Source organism: Catellatospora sp. TT07R-123 (assembly GCF_018327705.1).
Classification (GTDB): Bacteria; Actinomycetota; Actinomycetes; order Mycobacteriales; family Micromonosporaceae; genus Catellatospora.
Window position 1 is genome coordinate 2,649,598 of the sequence record NZ_BNEM01000001.1, and the last position, 26,085, is coordinate 2,675,682.

Below are 26,085 nucleotides of genomic sequence, written 5' to 3' on the forward strand. Positions count from 1 at the left end.
AGGCCCTTCATAGACGTTGGCCTATCACGGCGACAAACCGGGTCGGATTGTCATCGTAATAGGCCAACGTCTATGCAAAGCGGGCCGGGCGGACCCGGCGGGGGCCGCCCGGCCCGCGACGGCGCACACAGCGCCGGTCGCGGCGGGAGCCCCCGGCGCGGGTCGGGTTACGAGCCGTTCTTCAGGAAGTCCGGCACGTCCACGTCGTCGAACAGGACCTTGCGCTGCGACTGCGCCGGGGGCGTGCTGGTGGGCGTCGGGTGGCGCAGCGTCGGCGCCTCCACCGGCGGGGCCACCTTGCGCGGGATCTCCACCGGCTTGTACGACGGCGACCCGCCGTCGAACCCGGCCGCGATCACCGTCACCCGCACCTCGTCGCCGAGCGCGTCGTCGATCACCGCGCCGAAGATGATGTTCGCGTCCGGGTGGGCCGCGTCGGTGACCAGCTGCGCCGCGTCGTTGATCTCGAACAGGCCGAGGTCGGAGCCGCCCGCGATGGACAGCAGCACGCCGCGCGCGCCGTCCATGCTCTGCTCCAGCAGCGGGCTGGAGATGGCGCGCTCGGCCGCCTCGACGGCGCGGTTGTCGCCCCGGGCGCTGCCGATGCCCATCAGTGCGCTGCCCGCGCCGGACATGACGCTCTTGACGTCGGCGAAGTCCAGGTTGATCAGACCGGGGGTCGTGATCAGATCGGTGATGCCCTGGACACCGGAGAGCAGCACCTGGTCGGCCTGGCGGAACGCGTCCATCATCGTGATGCCGCGGTCGCCGAGCGCGAGCAGCCGGTCGTTCGGGATCACGATGAGCGTGTCGCACTGGTTGCGCAGCTCCTCGATGCCCGACTCGGCCTGCACCTGACGGCGCTTGCCCTCGAACGAGAACGGCCGCGTGACCACGCCGATGGTGAGCGCGCCGAGCTTGCGGGCGATGTTGGCGACCACGGGCGCGCCGCCGGTGCCGGTGCCGCCGCCCTCGCCGCAGGTGACGAAGACCATGTCGGCGCCCTTGAGCACCTCCTCGATCTCGTCGCGGTGGTCCTCGGCGGCGTTCTTGCCGACATCGGGGTTGGCGCCGGCACCCAGGCCACGGGTGAGCTCGCGGCCGACGTCGAGCTTGACGTCGGCGTCACTCATCAGCAGCGCCTGCGCGTCGGTGTTGATGGCGATGAACTCCACGCCCTTGAGACCGACCTCGATCATGCGGTTCACCGCGTTCACGCCGCCGCCGCCGATGCCGACGACCTTGATGACCGCGAGGTAATTGTGCGGAGGTGTCATCGGGCCCTTCCTTCGAGGCTCTCGTGCCACAAGGGCGAGAGCAGCGCCCTCACCCGGCCTAGCGTGTCGCGGCGGGGAGGACGGCCTCCGGTGCCGCGCTCCGGCAGTGGTCTGGGGCAAAAACCCTAAACCTCTACTAGAGCCTTACGGTTATGTCAATCATTGTCTTGTACGAAAACGTAAGCGTCGGCACGCCGTGATCCAAGGACCGCGACGGCGTGTCTCGTACTCCACTGTGGAGTAGTCGCGCCACTCAGCCCAGCGTGACCACGTCCGGCACGCCGCTGACGTCGATCAGCTTGTCCGGCTTGCGCAGCAGGGACGTGGCCACCCTCGCCTTGTCGGCGCTCTCCTCCGCGTCCCCCCAGGTCACGATCCGGTCGCCGCGCAGCTCCAGCCGGATGCGCGCCGGACCGTCCACGACCAGGGTGTCCAGCTCGGCCCGCAGCTCCTTGGTCAGCGCCCGGATCACCACGAGCGCCGACTGGGTGGAGACGTCCTGCGGTCCGGGCGTGGCCAGCCGCACCCGCACGAGACCGGCGGGCAGGCTGGAGACCGTACGGTAGATCACACCATGATCGTCGAAAAGATCATACTTCTTTCCGACCGGAACCCCGGCCACCGCCGTGCGCTCCGTGACCGTGATGACCAGAGTGGACGGCCAGCTGCGCGACACCTCGACCGACAGCGCGGGCGGCAGGGCGGCGACCCGGGCGGCCACCGCGTCGGTGTCCACCCGGGCCAGCGGCGTGTCCAGCGGCACGGCGGCCGCCTCGCGCACCTGGTCGGCGTCGAGGATCAGCGCGCCCTCGACGTAGATCTCGTGCACGCCCAGGACCGGGGAGGCGAACACGAGCCAGCCCAGCACCCCGGCCACCAGGGCCAGGACGGTCGCGGCGGCCAGCCGGGCCAGCAGCACCCGGCGGCGCCGCGGCCGCAGCCGGCCGCGGTTGCGCAGCAGCGCCTGGCGCCAGGCGAACTGGCGGCGCATGAACTGGCGCAGCGCGGGCGGGATGGCGTCCGTGCCCGCCCGCACCAGCCGCCAGCGGCGCCGCGAGTCCCCCGGCGAACCCGGCATCAGGCAGGCTCACCCGGCTGGGCGTGGCGGGCGACGTACCCGGCGCCGTCCTTGCCGCCGAGCGCCGACAGCAGCTCGTCGCCCATCAGCGAGATCGGCGGGGCGCCCATGGTGACCACCACGTCGCCCTCCCTGGCCCGGCGCAGCACCTCGCCCCGCACGTCCTCCCAGGACGGCACGAACACCTTGTGGTCGGCGGGCAGCGGGATCGCCGCGGTCAGCGCCACGCCGCCCTCCCCCGGCTCCCGGTTCTCCCCCGGCCCGAAGACCTCCATCACCACGGCCTCGTCGGCCAGCGCCAGCGCGGTCGCCATCTCGGTCTGCAGGTCCCGGGTGCGGTAGAGCCGGTACGGCTGGAACACCACCAGCAGGCGGCCGTCCCCGGCCACCTCGCGCAGCGTGCTCAGCGCGGCGGTCATCGAGGTCGGGTGGTAGGCGTACTCGTCGTACACCCGTACCCCCGCGCTGATGCCCTTGAGCTCGAAGCGGCGGCGCACGCCCGGGTGCGCGGCCAGCGCGGCCGCGACCACCTGCGGGTCCAGCCCCAGCCGCAGTGCGGTCAGCACGGCGGCGGCGCTGTTGAGGCCGAGGTGGCGGCCGGGCACCGGCATGGAGAACTCGCCCAGCGACTCCCCGTCCAGGCTCGCCAGGTAGCGCACCCCGGCCGCGGTGGTGACGATGTCGGTCAGCCGCAGGTCCGCGTCGGACGACTCGCCGTACGTGTACACGACCCGCCCCTGCTCGCGCAGCCGCTGCGCGACCCGGCGGCTGCCCGCGTCGTCGGCGCAGGTGACCACGAAGCCCTCGGGCTCCACCAGGCCGCCGAACTCGACGAACGCGTCCTCCAGGTTGGCCAGCGTGCCGTACGTGTTGAGGTGGTCCTCCTCCACGTTCGTGATGATCGACACGTGCGGCCGGTACAGCAGGAACGAACGGTCGCTCTCGTCGGCCTCGGCGATGAAGTACTCACCGGTGCCGTGGTGGGCGTTGGACCCGACCTCCGACAGCTCGCCGCCGATCACGAACGAGGGCGACAGCCCCGCGTGCTGGAAGATCAGCGTCAGCATCGACGTCGTCGTGGTCTTGCCGTGCGTCCCCGCGACCGCGATGGTGCGCCGCCCGGTCATCGAGGCGGCCAGCGCCTCCGACCGGTGCAGCACCCGCAGGCCACGGCGGCGCGCCTCGGCCAGCTCCAGGTGGTCGGCCGGGATCGCGGTCGAGTAGATGACCGTGTCCACCCCGTCGAGGTTGGACAGGTCGTGGCTCATGTAGATGGTGCCGCCCAGGGCGCGCAGCCCGGCCAGGGCGGGCCACTCGCGCAGCTCCGAACCCGACACCGGCACCCCGCGGGTCAGCAGCAGGCGGGCCAGGCCGCTCATGCCCACCCCGCCGACGCCGATCATGTGCACCCGACCGAGGTCCTCCGCGGTGAGCACCCCCGCCGGGATCATCTCCGCCGTCTCCACGTACAGCCTCCTCAGTGCTTGCCCGGGGCCGCCAGGGCGGCCAGCAGGAACGAGCGCAGCTGCTCGTCCCCATCACGTCGACCGTACGCGGCCGCGGCGGTGCCCATCGCGTGCAGGCGGGCCGGGTCCGTCACGAGCGGCACCACGTTCTGCTCGATCCAGCCCGGCGTCAGGTCGCCGTCGTCGACGATGAGACCACCACCAGCCTCAACGACCGGGAGCGCGTTGCGCCGCTGCTCGCCGTTGCCGAACGGCAGCGGCACGTAGATCGCGGGCAGTCCCAGCGCCGCGGTCTCCGCGCAGGTCATCGCACCGCCCCGGCACAGCGCCAGGTCGGCCGCGGCGTAGCCGAGCTCCATCTCGTTGATGAACTTCACCCGCACGTACGGCGCGGCCAGGTCGGCGGGCACGTCGAAGTCCTCGTTGCGGGCGCCGATCACGTGCAGCACCTGCACCCCGGCGTTGGTGATCGCCTTGGCCGCCCCGGCCACGGCCAGGTTGATCGAGCGGGCGCCCTGCGAGGCGCCGAAGACGAACAGGGTCGGCCGGTGCGGGTCCAGCCCGAAGTGGGCGCGGGCGCGCTCGCGCAGCGCCGTCCGGTCCAGGCCGGAGATCGAGCGCCGCAGCGGCACGCCGACCACGGTGCCCGAGCGCAGCGACTCGTCCTGGTACGGCTGGTGCGGGAAGCCCAGCGCCAGGTTCTCGGTGAAGCGCATGCCCAGCTTGTTCGCCACGCCCGCGGGCACGTTCACCTCGTGGATCACGATCGGGGTGTGCCGGCGCCACGCGGCCAGGTAGGCCGGGACGGAGACGTACCCGCCGAAGCCGACGACCGCGTCGGCCTGCACCTCGTCCATGACCGCACGCGCCGCCTTGGTGGACCGCCACATCCGGTCCGGGGTGCGCAGCAGGTTCATGTTGAGCGAGCGCGGCAGCTGGTACGCCGGGATGTGGCGCAGGTCGTAGCCCGCCGCCGGGATCAGCTCGGTCTCCAGGCCGCGCGGGGTGCCCAGGCACGTGATGCGGATGTCGGGGTCGTGCCGCCGCAGGCAGTCCGCGAAGGCGAGCAGCGGGTAGATGTGCCCCCCGGTCCCGCCGCCGGCCAGCACCACCGAACGCAGTCGGCCACCACCGAACACCATCACCGTCTCCTCTCGGTCGGACCACCTCGCCGGGCCGCGGGCTCTTTCGCCCTCGGCTCGGGGCCCGCGTTCGCCGCCGGTTCCGCCGCCGCGGCGTCCGCGGGGCGGGCCGGCGCGGGAAGCGCGGGCAACGGCGCCCACACTAGCTGCACCCACTTGGGCGCCGGACGGGCGTGCAGGGCCCGGGCCGCGTCGGGCTCGGCGCGGGCGAACGACGCCAGCATGCCGACGGCCGCCAGGGTGACCACGAGCGCGGTGCCGCCGTCGGAGATGAACGGCAGCGGCAGACCGGTGATGGGCAGCAGTTTCACCACCCCGCCGATGTTGATCACGGCCTGGGAGACCAGCCACAGCGTCACCGCGCAGGCCGCCATCCGGCGGAACGGGTCCTGCACCCGGCGCGCGATCCGCAGCCCGGTGTAGGTCAGCACGGCGAACAGCGACAGCACCACCAGGCAGCCCACCACGCCCAGCTCCTCGGCGATGACGGCGAAGATGAAGTCGTTGTGCGCGCTGGGCAGCCAGTTCCACTTCAGGCTGCTCTTGCCCAGGCCCACCCCGAACCAGCCGCCGTCGGCGATCGCGAGCAGGCCCTGCTTGGCCTGGTAGCAGGTCTCGTCCCGGGCGAAGCAGCTGATGATGTCGGCGTCGGACTGGAAGAACGCGCCGAACCGGCCGGACCGGTAGCCGCCGCCGACCGGCGCCATGATCAGCAGGGCGATGCCGGCCAGACCGGCGCCCAGCAGCATGCCGAAGAAGCGCATCGGCACGCCCGCCGCCCACAGCAGGCCGGTGAACAGGATCAGCAGGCACAGCATGGTGCCCAGGTCGGTGTACCCGACCAGGATGAACAGCAGGCCCACCACCGGGAACAGCGGCGTCAGCAGCTCACGCGGGTTGACGATGGCCCGGCCCTTGCGGGTCAGCACGTCGGCGCCCCACAGCACCAGCGCGAACTTGGCCAGCTCGGACGGCTGGAGCTGGAGCGGGCCCACGTACAGCCACAGGGTCTCGGAGTGGATGAAGCCGATGCGCGGGGCGGGCAGGGCCTTGGCGGCGTGCAGCAGCGCGATGCCGTCCATGACGACCAGCAGCACCAGCGACACCGTCAGCGAGATCTTGGCGATGGCCCGGAAGGTGCGCCGGGGCAGCCGCTGGCACACCCAGAACGCGGCCAGGCCCACCACCGCCGCGCCGATCTGCTGCGCGATCACGGCGTACGCGTTGCCGCTGGAGTTGTACGCCTTGACGCTGGTGGCGGAGAAGACCATCGCCAGGCCGATCACCAGCAGCAGGCCGGCGCTGGCCAGCAGCAGGTAGTAGGACGCGAGCGGGCGGGCCAGCAGGCCGCGCAGCGCCATCATCCAGGCGAAGGGGTCCCACCGGGGGGTACGGGGGTCCGGGGCGCCCGGCCCGGTCTCGGCGGGCGGGGGCGCGGTGGCCGTACGCGCGTCACCGGTCATCGTCGGCTGCTCCGATCTCGGCGGGACGGATGGCGGCGGCAGCCCCTGCCCGCGCCCGCCCCTCCCCGCCCCACCCCCCGTTTTCAATAGACGTTGGCCTATCTCATCGACTTCGATCTCTTACCATTCGATGTAATAGGCCAACGTCTATGAAAAACCGGGGGTGGGGCGGGGAGGGATCGGGTCGGCGGGCCGATCGAGCGGGCTGGTGGGTGGGTCAGGTGGTCGGGAGGGCGTGGACGGCCCGGGCGAAGGCGTCGCCGCGGGCGGCGTAGCTGGTGAACATGTCCAGGGAGGCGGCGGCGGGCGCCAGCAGCACCGTGTCGCCGGGCGAGGCGAGGCGGGCCGCGGCGGCCACGACGTCTTCCATCGCCCCATCATCGGTGCGCGCCACGTCCACCACCGGCAGGTGCGGCGCGTGTCGCGCGAGCGCGGCCGCGACCTGGGCCCGGTCGACGCCCAGCAGCACCGCGCCGGCCAGCCGGGGCGCGACCTGTGCCGTCAGCTCGTCGATGTCGACGCCCTTGAGCTGCCCCCCGGCCACCCACACGATCCGCTCGTACGACACCAGCGACGCCTGCGCGGCGTGCGGGTTGGTGGCCTTGCTGTCGTCGACCCAGCGCACCCCGCCGACGGTGGCGACGGTGGCGTTGCGGTGCGGCTCGGGCACGTACCCGGCCAGGCCCCGCTGGATCGCCTCGTGCGAGACGCCCGCGGACAGGGCCAGGGCGGCCGCGGCCAGCGCGTTGGCGACGTTGTGGGCGCCGACGGGCCGGATGTCGGCCAGCGTCGCCAGTTCGTGCGCGTCGCCGTCGCCGGTGCGGTCGACGAGGACGTCCTCGACCACGCCCACGCAGCCGCGCGGCGGCACGTCGAGGGTGAACCCGACCAGGCGGCCGGGCGAGCCCGCCGCGTGCAGGCCCTCCAGCAGGCTCCTGACGCGCGGGTCGTCCAGGTTCCCGACCGCGGTGCCCCCGGCGGCCGCCGAGCGCCACACGGCCGTCTTGGCTCCCGCGTAGCGGTCGAAGTCGCCGTGCCAGTCGAGGTGGTCGTCGGCCAGGTTGAGCAGGGCTCCGCCGTGCGGGGCGAGCGTGGACGACCAGTGCAGCTGGAAGCTGGACAGCTCGACGGCGAGCACGTCGTAGCCGTCGGGGCCGCCGTGCTGGCAGTCGACCAGCGGGCGGCCGATGTTGCCGACGGCGGCGGTGCGCAGCCCGGCCGCGGCGAGCATCGCCGCGAGCATGGTCACCGTCGTGGTCTTGCCGTTGGTGCCGGTCACGGCCAGCCACCGGGGGCTGTCGGGGCCGCGCAGGCGCCAGGCCAGCTCGGGTTCGCTGTACACCTCGATGCCCGCGGCCGCCGCCGCCACCGCCAGCGGGTGGTGCGGCGGGAAGCCGGGCGAGACGACCAGGTCGTCGACGCCCGGCAGCAGCCCGGCCGGGTCGGGCTCGCCGACGATCACGGCGATGCCGCTGTCGGCGAGCCGCTCGGTGTCGGCGGAGGCCGCCCGGTCGACCACGGTTACCTTGGCACCGAGGCCGGCCAGGGCGGTGGCGCAGGCGGCTCCCGCCATCCGCGCCCCGGCCACCAGGACCGAGCGGCCCTCGTACATCGAAGTCACCCCATCACGCGCAGGAAGTCGCTGTAGAAGATGCCCAGGCCGATCGCCACCCCGATGCCTCCGATGATCCAGAAGCGGACGACGATGTTGACCTCGCTCCAGCCTGCCAACTCGAAGTGGTGTTGCAGCGGCGACATGCGGAACACACGTTTGCCGGTCGTCCGGAACGAGATCACCTGGATCACCACCGACATCGTGATGATGACGAACAGGCCGCCGACGATGAGCAGCAGCAGCTCGGTACGCGTCGCCATGGCCAGGCCCGCGATCAGGCCGCCCAGGCCCAGCGCGCCGGTGTCGCCCATGAAGATGCGGGCCGGGGAGGTGTTCCACCAGAGGAAGCCGACGCACGCCCCAGCCGCCGCCGCGGCGATCATGGAGATCTCCAGCGGATCGCGGACCAGGTAGCAGTAGTTGCTCGCGGTGTGCATGTAGCCCTCGTCGGCGCACCAGTGCTGGTACTGCCAGGCGGCGATGAAGCTGTACGCCCCCAGCACCATCACCGACGCGCCGGTGGCCAGGCCGTCCAGGCCGTCGGTGAGGTTCACGCCGTTGGTGGCGCCCAGCACGATGAACACGAAGATGATGATCGCGCCGACCTTGCCGAGGTCCAGCCAGCTGATGTCGCGGATGAACGAGATCTTCGTCGAGCCGACGCTCTGCCCGTTGGAGCCCGGGTCCGACAGCGCGATGACGCCGAACACGGCGCCGACGATGAGCTGGCCGAGCAGCTTGCCGCGCTTGTTGAGGCCGCCGCTGTTGCGCCGGCGCACCTTCAGGAAGTCGTCGATGAAGCCGACCGCGCCGCAGAACACGAACAGGCCCAGCAGCACCAGCGCGGTGGTGGTCGGCTTGACCTGGGCGATCTGCTTCTCGGGGAGGGTGGTCAGGCTCAGGTGGGCCACCACGTACGCGATGACGGTGGCCGCGATGAACACGACACCGCCCATGGTGGGCGTGCCCTTCTTGCCGAGGTGGGACTGCGGCCCGTCGCTGCGGATCGGCTGACCCGCCTTGAGGCGGCTGAAGGCGCGGATGGCGATCGGGGTGCAGAAGAGGGATATCGCGAACGCCACCAGGATCGCGACGATGATGGATCTCATCGGTGGCCGTCTCCATCGCTCACGCCGACGGCGTGCGTCTCCCGCAGCGCGTCCACCACGTCCCAGGTCCGGTAGCGCGACCCCTTCACCAGCACCACGTCCGCGGCCCGAAGCCGTTCCCGCAGCGCGCCGATCGCCGCCGCCTGATCGCTGACCAGCACCGACTCACCTTCCCAATGCCGCACCGAGGCCGCGCCGTCGAGGATCGGCGCGGCGGACTCGCCCACCACGATGAGCAGGCCGACGCCGAGCGTAGCCGCCAGCGCGCCCACCTCCGCGTGGCCGTCGCGCTCCGCCGGACCCAGCTCCGCCATGTAGCCGAGCACCGCCACGGTGCGCCGCGTCGCGGCACCGTTGCCGCCCAGCGCCGACAGGGCGCGCAGCGCCGCCGCGGTGGAGGCCGGGTTCGCGTTGTACGAGTCGTCGATGACCGTGACACCGTCGGCACGGTCGAAAACATCCATCCTTCGGGTCGATACTGTGCGCAACCGGGCCAGGGCCGCGGGCAGTTCGGCCCACGCCATGCCGCAGTGCAGCGCCACGGCCGCGGCGGCCAGCGAGTTGCCCACCTGGTGGGCTCCGGTCAGCTCCAGCCGGACCGGCGCGGCCTCGTCGCCGCGCACCACCGTGAAGGACGCCCGACCGCGCTCATCCAGCACCACGTCGACGGCCCGCAGTCCGGCGCCGTCGGCCTGACCGACCAGGGTCACCGGCGCGGCGGTGGCCGCCGCCATCGCGGCGACCCGCGGGTCGTCGGCGTTGAGCACCGCCAGGCCGTCGGCGGGCAGCGCCTGCGGCAGCTCGGACTTGGCCGCGGCGATGCCCTCGACCGACCCGAACTCGCCGATGTGCGCCGATCCGACGTTGACCACGACGCCGACGCGCGGCGGCGCGATCTCGCACAGGTGCCGGATGTGCCCGGCCCCCCGCGCGCCCATCTCCAGTACCAGGAACCGGGTCTTCTCGTCGGCTTGCAGCACCGTGTACGGCAGGCCGAGCTCGTTGTTGAGGCTGCCCGCGGGCGCCACCGTCGGGCCCAGCTCCGCCAGCAGCTGGCCGATCAGGTCCTTGGTGGTGGTCTTGCCCGACGAGCCGGTGATGCCGACGACGGTGGTGTCGAGGCGGTCCAGCACCGCCCGCGCCAGCCGGGTCAGCGCCTCGCGGGGGTCGTCGACCAGGATCATCGGCACGCCGGGCAGCGCCCGGGTGCCCAGCACCGCCACCGCGCCCGCGGCGAGCGCCGTCGGGGCGTAGTCATGCCCGTCCACCTGCTCGCCCGTGAACGCGGCGAACAGGCCGCCCGCGGCGACCTTGCGCGAGTCGTACTCGACCGGGCCGAGCACGCGCGCGGCCGGGTCGGCCTCGTGCAGCGTGCCGCCGACGGCGGCGGCCACCTCGGCCAGTGTCATCGGGATCATCGCGACTCCTCCCCGCCGGCGAACCGGGCCGTCAGCGCGGCCGCCAGCTCCACCTTGTCGTCGAACGGCAGCACCCGGCCGCCGATCTCCTGGCCGGTCTCGTGGCCCTTGCCCAGCAGCGCGATCACGTCGCGGGCGCCCGCGCGGGCCACCGCCTCGTCGATCGCCAGGCGCCGCCCGGGCACCTCGATCACCTCGGCCGTGCCGGACACCGTGCCGGCGAGCACGTCGTGGCGGATCGCCGCCGGGTCCTCGCTGCGCGGGTTGTCGTCGGTGACGATCAGCAGGTCGCTGCCCTGCGCGGCGGCCGCGCCCATGTGCGGCCGCTTGCCGGTGTCGCGGTCGCCGCCCGCGCCCAGCACGCAGATCAGCCGCCCGCCGCGCGCGTCGGCCAGCGACCGCAGCGCCCGCAGCGCGGCGACGATCGCGTCGGTCTTGTGCGCGTAGTCCACGACCCCGATCACCGGGCCGGGGGCGTCCACCCGGTCCAGGCGGCCGGGCACGCCCCGGCAGGCGGCGATCCCGGCGGACGCCACGGCCGGGTCGACCCCGACGGCGGTGAGGCAGCACAGGGCCAGCAGCGCGTTGGCCACGTTGTGGCGGCCGGGCAGGGCGACGGCCGCGGGCAGCCGGCCGGGCGGGCCGACGGCGGTGAACCGCTGGCCGAACGCCTCCTCGGCCACGTCCTGGGCGTACCAGGTGGCGGCCGGGTCGCCGGCGGCGGAGAAGGTGACCGTGTGGGGCCGGATCAGGCCGGTCAGCGCCGGGTCGTCGAGGTTGAGCACCTCCTGGTGGCAGCGGCCGTCGAACAGCCGCGCCTTGGCCTGGAAGTAGTCCTCGCTGTCGGTGTGGAAGTCGAGGTGGTCGGAGCCGAAGTTGGTCCAGCCGCCGACCGCGAAGCGCACGCCGCCGACGCGGCCCATGGCCAGCGCGTGGCTGGACACCTCCATCACCACCGCGGTCACGCCGCGCTCGACGGCCAGCGCGAACAGCGCGTGCAGGTCGGGCGCCTCCGGGGTGGTGCGCTTGCTGGTCACGGTCAGGTCGCCCAGCCGGGTCTCGACGGTGCCGATCAACCCGGTGACGTGCCCTGCCGCGCGCAGCCCCGACTCGACCAGGTATGCCGTGGAGGTCTTGCCCGCGGTGCCGGTCAGGCCGACGACGGCCAGCTTGGTGGTGGGCGAGCCGTACACCAGGTCGGCGACGGGGCCCAGGCTCTGCCTCGGGTCGGCCACCACCAGCACCGGCACGCCCGCGGCGGCGGCCACCGCGACGCCCTCGTGGGCGGCTCCGGCGTCGTCGGTCAGCACGGCGACCGCACCGGCGGCCAGCGCGGCGACGACGAACTCGGCGCCGTGGCGGCGGGCGCCGGGCAGCGCGGCGTACAGGTCGCCGGGCAGCACCTGGTCGCTGGCGTGGGTCACCCCGGTGACCACGATCCCGTCGGGCACGGGCGCGGTGCCGGCCAGGGCCGCGACGGCGGACAGGTCCACCGGGACGACGTGGACGGGGCGCAGCGGGGCCGCCGGGGCGGTCCCACCGGACTGCTCGGCGGTGGTGGAGCTGAGTTTGCCTGGCACGGCGTCAGACCTTACCCGTTGCGCGGCGGGCGGCCGCACACCTGTGCCCGCTGTGTCTGACTTCTAGTGACATTGATCAGTAATGCGTCACGAATGTGGGCGATTCCTGAGTACTCGGCAGCACCTTGAAGTGACGCAGCGTGAACGCCATCAGGTCGCGGAACGAGGGGCCGGCCACCTTGCCGCCCGCGCCGAGACCGGGCGCCTTGACGAACACCGCGATCACGTACCGGGGCGCCTCGGCCGGGGCCATGCCTATGAACGAGCCGACCTCGCCCTTGACGTACTTGCCGTTGACCACCTGCGAACCGGTGCCCGTCTTGCCCGCGATCCGGTAGCCGGGCAGCGCAGCCGAGCGGCCCGTGGCCTGGTCGACGGTGGTGACCGCCTCCATGATCTGGCGCAGCTCGGCGGCCGTCTTCGGGCTGATGACGCGGTGCGACTGCGGCGCCGGGCCGGGGGTGACCCCGCCCTTGGGGTCGACGGTCTGCTTGATCAGGTGCGGCTGCATCCAGACGCCGTCGTTGGCGATCGTGGCGTACACCTCGGCCATCTGCAGCGGGGTCACGGCCACGCCGTGGCCGATCGGGATCGAGCCGTACGACGAGCCGCTCCAGTTCTCCGGCGGCTGCACCAGGCCGGACGACTCGCCCGGCACCCCGATCCCGGTGGGCTGGCCGAGGCCGAACGCGCGCTGGTACTCGTACAGCTTCTCGGGGCCCAGCTTGTCGGCGATCTTGATGGTCGCCACGTTCGACGAGAACGCCATCAGGCCCGGCAGCGTGATCCGGGTGCCCTCGGCGAACGGGTGCGTGTCCCGGTACGCGGCCCCGCCCTTGTAGATCACCGGACCGACCTTGATCGTCGAGTCGGGCTTGACCACGCCCTCCTCCAGCGCCGCCGACAGGGTGACCGCCTTGTGCACCGAACCGGGGTCGACCACGATCGAGGTGGCCGCGTCGACCAGCTCGCTGGGCTTGGCGTTGCCCCAGTCGGCCGCGTTGAACGTCGGGTACGACGCCTGCGCGATCACCTCGCCGGTCCGGACGTCCAGCACCATGGCGGCACCCCAGGTGGCGTGCTCCTTCTCCATGTTCTGGAACAGGATGCGCTGGGCCTGGAACTGCACGTCGCGGTCGATGGTGAGCACCAGTGAGCTGCCCGGCTGGGCGGGCGTCTCGTGGCGGTAGCCGCCGGGGATGGGCTTGCGCAGCTCGGCGTTGCCGACCTCGTACACCAGCTCGCCGTTGTGCCCGCGCAGCACGTCGTCGTAGCGGGCCTCCAGCCCGGCCAGGCCGGTCATGTCGGTGCCGGTGAAGCCGATGAGGTTGGCGGCCAGGTCCGCGCCGGGCAGGTCGCGCCGCTCGTCGCGCTCGACCCGGATGCCGGGCAGGTTCATCGCGCGCACCATGTCGGCCGCATCCACGCTCAGACCCCGGATCAGCCAGCGGAACCGCACCGGGCCGCCGGTGACCTCCTGGGTGCCCTTGCGCAGCAGCGGTTCCAGCTCCGAGGGGGCCTTGCCCAGCAGCGGCGCGAGCCGCTGCGCCGTGGTGACCGGGTCGGCGACGAGTTCGGGGTCGACGGCCACGAACCGGGCCTCGACGCTGCGGGCCAGCACGGCCCCGTTGCGGTCGTAGATCGCGCCGCGCGGCGCGGCCAGGCCGACCTCGTCCAGGCGCTCCTTGAGGCCGACCGCGGCGAACGCGGGCGCGTCGGCGAGCTGGAACTGCACCAGCCGGATCCCGATCGCCGCGAACAGCAGCAGGGACAGCACCGTGGCCAGCCGCAGGCGCCGCTGCGGCGACCCGAGCCGGGGCGGGGTGGGCGTGGCGGCGGAGGGGCGGTCCGGGCCGCCGCGCCGCCGCGGGCCGCGCCGCTGCCACGGGGGTACGACCGCGGCTTCGCGCCGCGCCGCCTCGCGCGTCCCGGCGGGCGTGCGCCGCGGCTCCCGTCCCGCGGGCTCGCCGCGCCCGGCCGAACGCTTCAGCCCGGCCGTGGCCCGGGTCGGCGGCTCGTCGGCCCGGCCGCCGCGCACCATGCGCAGCGCGGCCCGGCGCCGCCGCAGCTCCCGCTCGGCCAGCGCGTCGAGTTCGTCCTCGTCCTCGTCGGGCTCCGGCGCCGCCTCGCGCGGCCTGCCCACGCGGCCGCTCCGCGGGGCGCTGTCGGCGCGGGCGCGGCCCGTCGGCGGCACATGCTGCACGCGCGGGTCGGCGGTGGGGTCCTCGGTCTGACCCGCCCGCGGGGCGCCGTCGCGGACCGTACGCCCGCGGGGGGTGAAGGCGCGCGCATCGGAGATGCCCGACCGGCGGCCGGGGTCGCGCCGGGGTGGTTCCTCGTCCTCGCGTCGCGCCATGCGCTGCCCCCTCCGCCGGGCCAAGATCCGTCAAGTTGCCGGGCAATCGGCCACCGGACGGCCCCGGATACGCCCGAGTGCCCGGCAACTCCGAACACGGCGGCGCCCGGTGCCGTCGGCGGCGGTGCCGCGACGGCACCGGGCGGGCCGCTATGGCGCGCCGCGGCGCGACCCCGGCGGGGCCGCGCCGCGGGCGCGTTCACGTCTTACTGGCTGGTGATGCTCGGCTTGCCGGTGGCCGGCTGGGGCACCCCGATGATCTTGCCGTCGGGCAGCCGGATGAACGCGGGCGCACCCGCGGGCACCAGGCCCAGCCGCTTGGCGGCCGCCTCCAGGCGGCCCGGCGACTCCGCCTCCGCGATCTCCTGGCTCACCTGCTGCTCGCGCAGGTCCAACTGGGCCTGCTTGTGCTTGAGCTCGGTCAGCTGGAGGCCGCTCTCGGCGATCTTGGTGTTGAGCACCAGGATGCCGAGCACCCCGGCCACTACGACCACCACGATGAGCAGCACGAACGGCGTACGCGGCGCCGCGACGGGCACCGGGGGCGCCAGTCGCAGCCGGGGCCGGCGCACCGGTTCCTCGGCCAGCGGCTGCGCCGCCAGCGCGGCGTTGCCGCTGGTGCGGTAACGCCCCCGCGCGTTCTCGCCGCGCGTCGGCAGAGCCGCTGTATCGTGCGCCGCGCTCCGACCCCCCGGGCGCGGCGCCGCCTGCGGCGGCTCGGTGCTGCGGCGCGATGCCCGCAGCGGTGTCACGTTCATCTTTGCCCCCTTTGCTCGCAGCTGTCGGTTCATGGACTGTGGTCCGTGTCGATCGTCTCCGCCGCGCGCAACCGCACCGATCCGGCTCGCGGATTGCGCGCCACCTCCTCGTCGCCGGCCAGCTCCGCCCCACCCCGGGTGAGCAGCTTCAGCGTCGGTCCCGTGCCCGGCAGTTCGATCGGCAGGCCGATCGGGGCGGTGCTGCGGGCGCGGGCCACGAAGGCCTGCTTGGTGATCTTGTCTTCGAGCGAGTGGTACGACAGCACGACCACCCGACCGCCCGGCGTCAGCGCGTCGATCGCCCGCGGCACCGCCCGCTCCCAGGTGGACAGCTCGCCGTTGACCTCGATACGCAGCGCCTGGAACGTCCGCTTCGCGGGATGTCCCCCGGTACGCCGGGCCGGGGCCGGGATCGAGTCCCGCACCAGCTCGGCCAGCAGCGCCGATGACGTGATCGGCGCCTTGGCACGCTCGCGCACGATCGCCGCGGCGATCTTGGACGCGAACTTCTCCTCGCCGTACACCCGCAGCACGCGGGTGAGCTCGCCGTGGGAGTAACTGTTGACGATCTCCTGGGCGGTCGTGCCGGTGGTCTGGTCCATCCGCATGTCCAGCGGCGCGTCCTGGGCGTACGCGAACCCGCGGTCGGCCTCGTCCAGTTGCAGCGAGGACACGCCGAGGTCGAACAGGATCCCGTCGGCGCCGTCGAGCCCGAGCTTGCCCAGCACGTCGGGCAGCTCGTCGTAGACGGCGTGCACCAGATGGGTCCGGTCGGCGAAGGGGGCCAGCCGGTGCCGTGCGTGCGCCAGCGCCTCGGTGTCGCGGTCGAGGCCGACCAGCAGCGTGTTCGGGTGCGCGGTCAGCACCGCCTCGGCGTGCCCGGCCAGGCCGAGCGTGCCGTCGACGTAGACCGTGCGCCCCTCGGGGCCGCGACCGGGCCGGTCGAGAGCGGGGGCTAGCAGTTGCAGGCATCGATCCAGCAGAACCGGCACGTGTACGCCACGCGGTTCTGCCATGTCGAAGCCCCCTGTCCGCTGTGCCTGCCGTCGTACCGCCAGATCCCCATCCGCTTCCCCCCTCCCGCCTCGGGGTCGAGGTGGGAGCGAATGCGCCTGGCATCGGGGAAGTGATGCCAGGTGCCGGAGCGGGTGGAGATCTCGCGGTACGGCGGCCCGGGTCCGGCTTTCGCGCGCCAGACCCGCCCATCCTCATAGACCGCCGGGCAGCACCCCCTCCTCGATGTCGGCGAACTCGTCCTCGTTCGCCGCGAGGTAGGACTCCCACGACGGCTTGTCCCAGATCTCGACCCGGGTGCTCGCCCCGATGACCACCAGGTCACGGTCGAGCCCCGCGTATTCGCGCAGGTGGGACGGGATGTTGACCCGGCCCTGCCGGTCGGGGACCTCGTCGTGGGCGCCCGCGAAGAAGACCCGGCTGTAGGCGCGGGCCGCCTTGTTCGTCATGGGCGCCTCGGCGAGCTGTCCCGCGATGCGCTGGAACTCGGGCACCGTGAAGACGTAGAGGCAGCGCTCCTGCCCTTTGGTTATCACGACACCTCCCGCCAGCTCGTCCCGGAACCGGGCGGGCAGGATCAGCCGGCCCTTCTCGTCCAGCCGGGGAGTATGGGTGCCCAGGAACATCGGCCCCCACCCCCTCGTAGACCGACGCCGCGCTTCGGCTCGTTTCGCGGACGAGCCGGCACGCGGTGCCTGCGGGGCCGGCGGACCCACGGCCCGCCATTGCGCCCCACTTTACTCCACTTCCCTCCACCGTCAATGCGAAATCAGCCTTCCGGGTGCCTTAGCCCTCCATATCGCCGCAGCTCATCGACGGTGGCGCGGAGTGGAGCGGCGGCGCGGCAGGTAACCAAGGTCATTCTTTTGACACCCGGATGCGGGTACGCCGAAGGGCACTGCTCGTCACGTGGCGCACCGCGAGCGTCGCGGTGCGTGTGCGAGACAGTGCCCTTCGGCGGTGCTTCGACGGTGCTTCGGCGCCCGGCGGGCGGGCGTCTTCGAAAGGTTTTCGGACTCAGGCCCGGTCGTCGTCCGGCAGCGCCTCGTCGGCGTCCGGCGGCTGCGGGTGCTCGTCGTCGACCGACGCCTGCGCGGCGGCGGGCGGGCGCGGCGCGGCGGCCGCCGCGGGGGCGCCGAGCAGGCTCACGGCGGCCAGTCCCGCGCCCAGGGAGAGCACGAGGCGGGCGGGGTCGAAACGGGAACGGCGGTCGGAGGGTTCCTGCATGGCGGGTCCTTCCCGGGTCCAGCGGCGGCCGCGCCGGGTACGCGCGGCGACTCGCCCCTGCCCGGGATCCACTGTGAGGGGGTGGCGCAAGCGGACCGGGCAGGGCTCGGTGGATCCGCCTGGCGCAGCAGCTCGGGAACCGGGTCGCGGCTCCCGCCACACGCGGCTGCCTACTCGTTTTATCCCATCAACGGGTAAATAGGCAATACGCAGGGAAAACCCGTGGTCGGGCGGTGTTCTGCGCCACAGGTCCGGCCCGCGGCCCGAGTCAGGTAGCCTCTCCGGCGTGACGGAGAAGAAACTGCCGCTGCGCGCGACCCTTGCGGCGTCGGTCTCGCGCACCGCCGCGGCCCTGTCCCGCGCCACCGGGCGTGGCGACGGATCGGTCATCGGCGGGCGCCTGGGCATGATGATCGACCCCGACCTGCTGGCCCACCTGGCCGCAGGCCGCCGGATAGCCCTGGTCTCCGGCACCAACGGCAAGACCACCACCACCCGGTTCACGGCCGCGGCCGTCGGCGTGCTGGGCGAGGTCGCCACCAACTCGTTCGGCGCCAACATGCCGACCGGCCACACCTCCGCCCTGGCCCGCGCCGGCGCCACGCCGTACGCGGTGCTGGAGGTCGACGAGCACTACCTGGCCCAGGTGCTGCGGGCCACGACTCCCCTGGTCGTGGCGCTGCTGAACCTGTCGCGCGACCAGCTCGACCGGGCCAAGGAAGTCGCGATGATGGCCCAGCTGTGGCGCGACGCGCTGACCGAGCACCCCGACGTGCACGTCGTGGCCAACGCCGACGACCCCATGGTCGTGTACGCCGCCGCCGCGCACGCCGCCTCCGGCACCGGCGGGGTCACCTGGTTCTCCGCCGGCCAGCGCTGGCGTGAGGACGCCCACGTCTGCCCCGCCTGCGGCGCCCACATCGACCGCGACGAGACCGCGGACGGCTGGCGCTGCGCCACCGGCGACCTGGTCCGGCCGACCCCGCAGTGGACCGTCGGCGAGAACGCCGTGATCGACCCCGCGGGCGTGTCGCACGAGCTCAAGCTCCAGCTCCCCGGCAAGGTCAACGTCGGCAACGCGGCCACCGCGCTGGCCGTGGCGCACCGGTTCGGGGTCGACCCGGCCGCCGCCGCGCCCCGGCTCGCCGAGGTCGCCAGCGTCGCGGGCCGCTACGCCCAGGTCGACCGCGACGGCCGCAACATCCGCCTGCTGCTGGCCAAGAACCCGGCCAGCTGGCTGGAGGCGTTCGACATGGCCGAGCAGCAGCCGACGCTGCTGTCCATCAACGCCCGCGACCCCGACGGCTTCGACACCAGCTGGCTGTTCGACGTCGACTTCGCGCCGCTGCGCGGCCGCCAGGTGCTGATCACCGGCGACCGGGCCTACGACCTCGCCGTGCGGCTGGAGGTCAACCAGGTGCCGTTCACGCACGTCAAGACCTTCGCCGAGGCGGTCGCGGCGGTGCCGCCCGGCCGGCTGGAAGTGATCGCGAACTACACCGCGTTCCAGGACATCCGAGCGGAGTTGGATCGAGTTGTCTAGCGCACTGCAGATCGTCTGGGTCTACCCCGACCTGCTCTCCACGTACGGCGACCGGGGCAACATGCTCATCCTGGAGCACCGGGCCAGGGCGCGCGGCATCCCCGTGCAGACCGTCGAGGTCCGCTCCGACCAGAAACTGCCCACCGGCGACATCTACCTGCTCGGCGGCGGCGAGGACGGCCCGCAGGCCCTGGCCGCGCAGCGCCTCAACGCCGACGGGGGGCTGCACGACGCCGTCGAGCGGCGCGCCGTGGTGTTCGCCGTGTGCGCCGGATACCAGCTGCTCGGGCGCAGCTTCTACGCCAAGGGCGCCGAGTGCGCCGGGCTGAGCCTGCTCGACCTGTACTCCGACCGCGGCCCCACCCGGGCCGTCGGCGAGCTGGCCGGCGAGGTCGACCCGACGCTGGGCGTGCCCATGCTGACCGGGTTCGAGAACCACGGCGGCCGCACCCACCTCGGTCGCGGCGTCCGGCCGCTGGTCCGGGTGAAGACGGGCGTCGGCAACGACGGTGTCAGCGAGGGCGCCTGGTCGGGCACGGTCCTGGGGACGTACGCCCACGGCCCGGCCCTGTCGCGCAACCCCGGCCTGGCCGACCTGCTGCTGCGCTGGGCCACCGGCATGGAGGCCCTGCCCGCGATGGACGACACCTGGCCGAGCCGGCTGCGCGCCGAGCGCATGGCCGCCACGGGAAACGCGTGACGGGCACGATCCGCGACCCCGGGCCCGGCGACGCCGCGACCAGCGGCAGGCCGGACCCGGCGGGAGCGCCTTCGGCTGCCGACTCGGCGACCGTCCCCGCCGCCGCCCTGCCGGAGCCGCCGCAGGCCGGCAGGCCGCTGGTCACGCACTGGCGGCGGGCGGTCGGACTGGCGCTGCTGGTCGTCGCCGCGGCGGTCGGTGCGTGGCTGCTGCCGCTGGAACGGCTGCCCGCGTGGGTGGACCAGCTCGGTCCGTCCGCACCGGTCGTGGCCGTGCTGGTGTGCGCGGGGCTGCTCAGCGCCCTGGTCCCCCGTACCGCGATCTCGCTGGGCTGCGGGGCGCTGTTCGGTGCGGTCATGGGCGCGACCTGGTCGATGGCGGCGGCGCTGATCGCCGCCGTGTTCACCTACGCCGCCGGGCGCTGGGCCGGGCGCGACCTGGTCGCCGCTCGCGCCGGGGACCGGTTGCAGCGGCTGGACCGCTGGCTCACCGCGCACGGGCTGCTGGCGGTGGTCGTGGTGCGGTTGCAGCCGATCGCGCCGTTCGGCCTGGTCGGCTACGCGTACGGCACGTCGACCACGCGGTTCCGGCACTACCTGCTGGGCACGCTCATCGGCGGGATCCCGTCCTCGTTCAGCTACGCCACCATCGGCGCGGCCGCGGTCGCCCCGCACACGCTGAGCTGGCTGACCTTCGTGCCCGCCGCCAGCGGCCTGCTCATCAGCGCCGCCGCCGCTGCGCACTGGCGCCGCCAGTCCCTGCGCAACCGCCGCCTCGCCCCGGCCTGATCGCGCTTTCCAGTTCTTGATCCGAAATCGTGGACGCTGGGTGTTGCCATAGCAGCACCTGGCGTCCACGATTCCGGATCACCCCCGCGACCACCCCGCGGCGCGCAACGCAGCACGCAGCGTTTCGAGCACTTCGTCCGGCTTGTTCCGCACGGCCCAGGCCGGGAAGCGCAGCACCCGCTCGCCCTGCACCCACAGCGCGTTCTGCCGCCGCATGTCCGCCCACCACGCGCGCACGTCCATGTGCTGAGCGCCGTCGACCTCGACCTGGACGCCGTAGCCGTCGAACAGGGCGTCCAGGTAGCGCTGCCTGCCGCCGCTGTCGCGGCGGCTGACCTGGAGCTTCGGCGTCGGCAGGCCGCCCCGGCGGCACAGCGCGACGAACTCCGCCTCCGGCAGCGACCCCGCGCCGCCCGCGCTGTCGTTGACGGCCTGGACGATCACGTCCCGGCGCACGATGTTCGGCATCCGGGCCAGCACGGCGCGGACCTCGGCCGGGTGCGTCAGGCGCTGCTGGAGCGTGGCCGCGATCAGCGTCTGCGCCTCGGCGTCGGAGCGGGCCCAGCGGGCGGCGTCGACCAGCGAGCGCGCGGGCATGGTGCACGGCGGGCTGCCCAGCTCGTGCACGTCGGCCGGATCGAGGCGGCGGGTGCGGTGCACGATCACGTCCATCGGGGTGTCGCGGTCGCGAGCGCCCGCGGGCAGCAGCAGGTGGATGCCGGGCACGTGGAAGCCGCGCAGGCCGTGCTGGGCGAGCGCGGTCCGGCCCGCGGTCACGGTGCCGGGCGGCCCGGCCAGGACCGCGATCCAGCGGCGCTGCTCGTCGTCGGCGGGCGTCGGCTGGAGCAGGTAGACGCCGCGCGCCGCGCGTACCCAGCGGCCGGAGGCGACACGGTGGCGGATGGCGGCGCTGGTGAAGTGCGCCAGCGCCTGGTCGCGGGTGAGCACATCGCGCTGGCGGAAGAGGAGGAAGTCGAGGTCGGCGGCGTCGTCGCGCGGTGGTGGTCGCACGGTCGTCGAGCCTAGGGACGCGGTACGACAGCGATCGATGATCGCCGACCCGCGGCCTCCGGCCGACGCGGGCGGCCGCCGAAGTCGAGGCCGTGGGGTGGTGGCGGGGGAAGATCCGAAATCGTGGACGCCAGGTGCTGCTATAGCGACACTCAGCGTCCACGATTTCGGATCAAGCCGTGACCGGTCAGGCGACGATGCTGACCAGGCGGCCGGCTACGACGATGACCTTCTTCGGGTCCTTGCCGCCCAGCGCGTCGCTGACGGCCGACAGGGCCGCGGCGCGGACCTCGTCCTCGCTCGCGTCCGCGGCGACCTCGACGCGCCCGCGCACCTTGCCGTTGACCTGCACCGGGTAGGTCACCTGCGCGGCGGCCAGCAGTGCCGGGTCGGCGACCGGGAAGTCGGCGAAGGTCAGCGAGCCGTCGTGGCCCAGCTTGCGCCACAGCTCCTCGGCGATGTGCGGGGCGACCGGGGCGACCATCAGCACCAGCGGCTCGGCGATCTCGCGCGGGGTGGCGCCGGCCTTGGTCACCGCGTTGGTCAGCTCGATCAGCTTCGCGATCGCGGTGTTGAAGCGCAGCGCCGCCATGTCCTCGCGGACCCCGGCGATGGTGCGGTGCAGCAGGCGGCGCAGCTCGTCGCCCGCCGGGGTGTCGACCACCACGACGTCGCCGGTCTGCTCGTCGACGATCGAACGCCAGACGCGCTGCAGGAACCGCTGGGCACCGATGACCGCGCGGGTGTCCCAGGGGCGGGACACCTCCAGCGGGCCCATCGACATCTCGTAGACGCGGAAGGTATCGGCGCCGTACCGCTCGCACATCTCGTCGGGCGTGACGACGTTCTTCAGCGACTTGCCCATCTTGCCGTACTCGCGGTCGACCTTCTCGCCGTTCCAGGTCCAGACGCCGGGCTGCTCCTCGGTGACCTCCTCGGCGGGCACGTACGTCTTGCGCTCGTCGGTGTAGGCGTACGCCTGGATGTAGCCCTGGTTGAACAGGCGGTGGTACGGCTCGAAGCTGCTGACGTGGCCCAGGTCGAACAGCACCTTGTGCCAGAACCGGGCGTACAGCAGGTGCAGCACGGCGTGCTCGACGCCGCCGACGTACAGGTCCACGCCGCCGGAGTCGCCCGGGTTGCGCGGCCCGACCCAGTAGGCCTCGTTCTGCGGGTCGACGAACGCCTTCTCGTTGGTCGGGTCCAGGTAGCGCAGCTGGTACCAGCACGAGCCGGCCCACTGCGGCATGGTGTTGGTCTCCCGGGTGTACTGCTTCGGCCCGTCGCCCAGGTCCAGCGTCACCTCGACCCAGTCGCCCTTGCGCGACAGCGGCGTCTCCGGCGAGGAGTTCGCGTCGTCGGCCGCGAAGGTCTTCGGCGAGAAGTCGTCGACCTCGGGCAGCTCGACGGGCAGCATCGACTCGGGCAGCGCGATCGGCTGGCCGTCCTGCGCGTACACGATCGGGAAGGGCTCGCCCCAGTAGCGCTGGCGGCTGAACAGCCAGTCGCGCAGCCGGTACGTGATGGCGCCCTGGCCGCGGCCCTCGGACTCCAGCCACTCGATGATCTTCGCCTTGGCCTCGGCGACGCCCAGGCCGTCCAGCATGCCGGAGTTGATCGCCGGGCCGTCGCCGGTGAACGCCTTGCCGTCGAAGCCCTCGGTCGGCTGCACGGTCCGGATGATCGGCAGCTCGAAGACCTCGGCGAACTCCCAGTCGCGCTCGTCCTGGCCGGGCACCGCCATGATCGCGCCGGTGCCGTAGCCGGCCAGCACGTAGTCGGCGATGAACACCGGGACCTTCGCCCCGTTGACCGGGTTGACCGCGAACGCGCCGGTGAAGACGCCGGTCTTGGTCTTGGCGTCGGCCTGGCGCTCCACGTCGGTCTTGCTCGCCGCGAACGCCCGGTAGGCGGCGACGGCCTGGGCCGGGGTGTCGTGCCCGCCGGTCCACACCGCGTGCGTGCCGTCCGGCCACGCCGCCGGGGCGATCGCGTCGACCAGCTCGTGCTCGGGCGCGACCACCATGTACGTGGCGCCGTAGACCGTGTCGGGCCGGGTGGTGAAGACCCGGACCTGCTGGTCGGAGCCGTCGACCTGGAACGAGATGTGGGCGCCGGTGGAGCGGCCGATCCAGTTGCGCTGCATCGCCTTGATGGCCTCGGGCCAGTCCAGCGTGTCCAGGTCGTCGATCAGGCGGTCGCCGTACGCGGTGATGCGCATCATCCACTGCTTCAGGCTGCGCTTGAAGACCGGGAAGTTGCCGCGCTCGCTGCGGCCGTCGGCGGTGACCTCTTCATTGGCCAGCACGGTGCCCAGGCCGGGGCACCAGTTGACCGGCGCCTCGCTGACGTACGCCAGGCGGTGGTCGTTGATGACCGCGCGGCGCTCGGCGGCGGACTTCGCGGCCCACGTCGGGTCCTCGGCGGCGAACTTCGCCTCCAGCTCGGCGATCGGGCGGGCGCGGCCGGCCTCGGCGTCGTACCAGGAGTTGAAGACCTGCAGGAAGATCCACTGGGTCCAGCGGTAGAAGTCCACGTCGGTGGTGGCGACCGAGCGGCGCGGGTCGTGGCCCAGGCCCAGCATGCGCAGCTGCTCGCGGTAGCGCGCGATGTTGCGCTCGGTGGTCACCCGCGGGTGGGTGCCGGTCTGCACCGCGTACTGCTCGGCCGGCAGGCCGAAGGAGTCGAAGCCCATGGTGTGCAGCACGTTGAAGCCCGCCATGCGCTGGAAGCGGGCGAACACGTCGGTGCCGATGAAGCCCAGCGGGTGCCCCACGTGCAGGCCCGCGCCCGACGGGTACGGGAACATGTCCAGCACGAACTGCTTGGCGGCGCCGAAGCGGGGGTGCGCCGGGTCGGCCAGCGGGCCGGTCGGGTTGGGCGCGTGGAAGGTGCCGTGCTCGTCCCAGTAGTCCTGCCAGTGCCGCTCGATGTTGCCCGCCAGGGCGGCGGTGTAGCGGAACGCGGGAATGTCGGCCGAGGTCTCGGCTTGCTCACTCATGTCAAATCCTCAACGAATTCATTACGCGATCTCAGGTCATCGGGGTGTGCCGCCACCGCGCGGCCGTCCGGCTGGGGAGAGCGGACATGCTGTGCCTCCGTTTTATGTCCGCTTCGCGGACATAAAAAAGCCCCTCGCGCAGGAGGGGTCGCCGTGCTCACACGCGCTCTGTCGCGTCAGCACGGCCTGCTAAGGAGCGCCAGCTTCCGGGCCATGACCGCATGATACCCCGTACGCGCGCGGGACGGCATCTCGCATACCGCCCATTGCGCGCACACCCACCGCGCGTAACACTGCGGTCACGACGGAACGTACTCGTCCGCTCGCGCGTCGCAGATGCGGCGCCGCGAGCGGACGATGTTCCCCAAGGCAACCAACGCCGCGACCATGAGCGTTCTGGTCTCGGCTAGGTGATCAGAATGGTGGGAGGCCGGTGACCATGATCAGCGAGCACCACGCGCCCCACGGTCGCGAACTTCAGGAGGACATGTGACCACGCAACGAGGCGGGAGCGAACTCACCGACCCCATGACGGTCGAGGAGTTCCGGGCCACGACCAACGCGATCGTGGCCAACATCGAGCAGGTCATCGAGGGCAAGACAGCCACCGTGCGGCTGGCGCTGGCGGTGCTGCTGGCCGAGGGGCACCTGCTCATCGAGGACGTACCCGGCGTCGGCAAGACCAAGCTGGCCAAGGCGCTGGCCCGGTCCATCGACTGCTCGGTGCGGCGCATCCAGTTCACCCCCGACCTGCTGCCCAGCGACGTGACCGGCGTCAGCGTCTACAACCAGGAGACGCGGGAGTTCGAGTTCAAGCCGGGCGCCGTCTTCGCCAACCTGGTGGTCGGCGACGAGATCAACCGGGCCTCGCCGAAGACCCAGTCGGCGCTGCTGGAGTGCATGGAAGAGCACCAGGTCACGGTCGACGGCGAGACGTACTTCATGGACATGCCGTTCATGGTGATCGCCACGCAGAACCCGATCGAGATGGAGGGCACGTACCCGCTGCCCGAGGCCCAGCGCGACCGGTTCACCGCCCGCATCGCGATGGGCTACCCGGACGCCGCCGCCGAGTACGCCATGCTCGACGGCTACCAGGCGCACGACCCCCTGGACGACCTCACCGCGGTCGCCGACGCGAGCGCGGTGCGCCGCCTGATCGCCACCGTACGCAGCGTGCACGTGGCCGAGCAGGTCAAGCGGTATGCGGTCGAGCTGGTCACCGCCACCCGCGAGGCCCCCGAACTGCGCCTGGGCGCGTCCCCGCGCTCGACGCTGCAACTGCTGCGCACCGCGAAGGCGGTCGCGGCGCTGGACGGCCGCGACTACGTCGTCCCCGACGACCTCCAGACGCTGGCCGTGCCGGTGCTGGCGCACCGGGTCATCCCCACCGCCGACGCGCAGCTGGCCCGGCGCACCACCGATGCGATCCTGTCGGAGCTGGTGCACCGGCTGCCCGTGCCGCACGACCGGCGCTCCCCCTACGACACCCGTCCGGCCACCCCGCCGAACTCCTTCTACGACCGGCGGGGCTGACCC

General features: G+C 73.0%; 20 protein-coding genes. 4 read left to right on the top strand and 16 right to left on the bottom strand.

From position 1 onward, the window contains the following. Window positions 1–167: 167 nt before the first annotated feature. The 14 genes from ftsZ to Cs7R123_RS11285 form a co-directional block, all read right to left on the bottom strand. Window positions 168–1,277 (bottom strand): cell division protein FtsZ, encoded by a 1,110-nt coding sequence (ftsZ, locus tag Cs7R123_RS11220; protein ID WP_212825818.1) that lies wholly within the window; start codon window positions 1,275–1,277, stop codon window positions 168–170. A 253-nt stretch (window positions 1,278–1,530) separates the two neighbouring features. Further along, the gene (locus tag Cs7R123_RS11225; protein ID WP_212825820.1) at window positions 1,531–2,355 is read right to left on the bottom strand and encodes a cell division protein FtsQ/DivIB; all 825 of its coding nucleotides are present in this window, start codon (window positions 2,353–2,355) and stop codon (window positions 1,531–1,533) included. Next, complete coding sequence (gene murC / locus Cs7R123_RS11230; RefSeq protein WP_212829084.1) at window positions 2,355–3,806, bottom strand: UDP-N-acetylmuramate--L-alanine ligase; 1,452 nt, start codon at window positions 3,804–3,806, stop codon at window positions 2,355–2,357. Before murC ends, Cs7R123_RS11225 begins: the two co-directional genes overlap by 1 nt. Window positions 3,807–3,832: 26 nt before the next feature. Further along, a complete protein-coding gene (gene murG, locus Cs7R123_RS11235) occupies window positions 3,833–4,963 on the bottom strand; it encodes an undecaprenyldiphospho-muramoylpentapeptide beta-N-acetylglucosaminyltransferase (protein ID WP_212825822.1) in 1,131 nt (376 codons plus the stop codon). Further along, a complete protein-coding gene (locus Cs7R123_RS11240) occupies window positions 4,963–6,426 on the bottom strand; it encodes an FtsW/RodA/SpoVE family cell cycle protein (protein WP_374706930.1) in 1,464 nt (487 codons plus the stop codon). Before Cs7R123_RS11240 ends, murG begins: the two co-directional genes overlap by 1 nt. A 217-nt stretch (window positions 6,427–6,643) precedes the next feature. Then, window positions 6,644–8,038, bottom strand: coding sequence for a UDP-N-acetylmuramoyl-L-alanine--D-glutamate ligase (gene murD / locus Cs7R123_RS11245; protein ID WP_212825824.1), 1,395 nt, complete (start codon window positions 8,036–8,038; stop codon window positions 6,644–6,646). A gap of 5 nt (window positions 8,039–8,043) precedes the next feature. After that, window positions 8,044–9,150: a phospho-N-acetylmuramoyl-pentapeptide-transferase gene (gene mraY, locus Cs7R123_RS11250; protein WP_212825826.1), complete on the bottom strand. Its 1,107-nt coding sequence runs from the start codon at window positions 9,148–9,150 to the stop codon at window positions 8,044–8,046. Beyond that, window positions 9,147–10,568, bottom strand: coding sequence for a UDP-N-acetylmuramoyl-tripeptide--D-alanyl-D-alanine ligase (gene murF, locus Cs7R123_RS11255; RefSeq protein ID WP_212825828.1), 1,422 nt, complete (start codon window positions 10,566–10,568; stop codon window positions 9,147–9,149). The genes mraY and murF overlap by 4 nt, the downstream gene beginning before the upstream one ends. After that, window positions 10,565–12,061: a UDP-N-acetylmuramoyl-L-alanyl-D-glutamate--2,6-diaminopimelate ligase gene (locus Cs7R123_RS11260; RefSeq protein ID WP_212829086.1), complete on the bottom strand. Its 1,497-nt coding sequence runs from the start codon at window positions 12,059–12,061 to the stop codon at window positions 10,565–10,567. Before Cs7R123_RS11260 ends, murF begins: the two co-directional genes overlap by 4 nt. A 163-nt stretch (window positions 12,062–12,224) precedes the next feature. After that, window positions 12,225–14,504 carry a penicillin-binding protein 2 gene (locus Cs7R123_RS11265; RefSeq protein WP_212825830.1) on the bottom strand — a complete coding sequence of 760 codons (2,280 nt, stop codon included), beginning with the start codon at window positions 14,502–14,504 and terminating at the stop codon, window positions 12,225–12,227. Between the two features lie 206 nt (window positions 14,505–14,710). Continuing rightward, entirely contained in the window at window positions 14,711–15,262 is a 552-nt protein-coding gene (locus Cs7R123_RS11270) for a hypothetical protein (protein WP_212825832.1), read from the bottom strand. Window positions 15,263–15,291: 29 nt separating this feature from the next. Next, entirely contained in the window at window positions 15,292–16,278 is a 987-nt protein-coding gene (gene rsmH / locus Cs7R123_RS11275) for a 16S rRNA (cytosine(1402)-N(4))-methyltransferase RsmH (RefSeq protein WP_212825834.1), read from the bottom strand. 192 nt (window positions 16,279–16,470) lie between these two features. Continuing rightward, window positions 16,471–16,902 carry a division/cell wall cluster transcriptional repressor MraZ gene (mraZ, locus tag Cs7R123_RS11280; RefSeq protein ID WP_212825836.1) on the bottom strand — a complete coding sequence of 144 codons (432 nt, stop codon included), beginning with the start codon at window positions 16,900–16,902 and terminating at the stop codon, window positions 16,471–16,473. A gap of 391 nt (window positions 16,903–17,293) precedes the next feature. Next, window positions 17,294–17,503: a hypothetical protein gene (locus Cs7R123_RS11285; protein WP_212825838.1), complete on the bottom strand. Its 210-nt coding sequence runs from the start codon at window positions 17,501–17,503 to the stop codon at window positions 17,294–17,296. A gap of 301 nt (window positions 17,504–17,804) precedes the next feature. Between Cs7R123_RS11285 and Cs7R123_RS11290 the strand changes: the two genes are divergently transcribed. From Cs7R123_RS11290 to Cs7R123_RS11300, 3 genes are read left to right on the top strand one after another with little or no spacing between them, the layout of a single operon-like run. Further along, window positions 17,805–19,046, top strand: coding sequence for a Mur ligase family protein (locus tag Cs7R123_RS11290; protein WP_212829087.1), 1,242 nt, complete (start codon window positions 17,805–17,807; stop codon window positions 19,044–19,046). Further along, window positions 19,039–19,746, top strand: coding sequence for a type 1 glutamine amidotransferase (locus Cs7R123_RS11295; RefSeq protein ID WP_374706931.1), 708 nt, complete (start codon window positions 19,039–19,041; stop codon window positions 19,744–19,746). Before Cs7R123_RS11290 ends, Cs7R123_RS11295 begins: the two co-directional genes overlap by 8 nt. Further along, window positions 19,743–20,534: a TVP38/TMEM64 family protein gene (locus tag Cs7R123_RS11300; RefSeq protein WP_212825840.1), complete on the top strand. Its 792-nt coding sequence runs from the start codon at window positions 19,743–19,745 to the stop codon at window positions 20,532–20,534. The genes Cs7R123_RS11295 and Cs7R123_RS11300 overlap by 4 nt, the downstream gene beginning before the upstream one ends. Window positions 20,535–20,612: 78 nt before the next feature. Here the strand turns inward: Cs7R123_RS11300 and Cs7R123_RS11305 are convergent, their stop codons facing one another. Both Cs7R123_RS11305 and leuS read right to left on the bottom strand, forming a co-directional pair. Next, the gene (locus Cs7R123_RS11305) at window positions 20,613–21,545 is read right to left on the bottom strand and encodes a type IV toxin-antitoxin system AbiEi family antitoxin domain-containing protein (RefSeq protein ID WP_244871756.1); all 933 of its coding nucleotides are present in this window, start codon (window positions 21,543–21,545) and stop codon (window positions 20,613–20,615) included. A 187-nt stretch (window positions 21,546–21,732) separates the two neighbouring features. Beyond that, window positions 21,733–24,546 carry a leucine--tRNA ligase gene (gene leuS, locus Cs7R123_RS11310; RefSeq protein WP_212825842.1) on the bottom strand — a complete coding sequence of 938 codons (2,814 nt, stop codon included), beginning with the start codon at window positions 24,544–24,546 and terminating at the stop codon, window positions 21,733–21,735. A 528-nt stretch (window positions 24,547–25,074) separates the two neighbouring features. Here leuS and Cs7R123_RS11315 point away from each other — a divergent pair. Next, window positions 25,075–26,082: a MoxR family ATPase gene (locus tag Cs7R123_RS11315; RefSeq protein WP_212829090.1), complete on the top strand. Its 1,008-nt coding sequence runs from the start codon at window positions 25,075–25,077 to the stop codon at window positions 26,080–26,082. Window positions 26,083–26,085 lie beyond the last annotated feature (3 nt).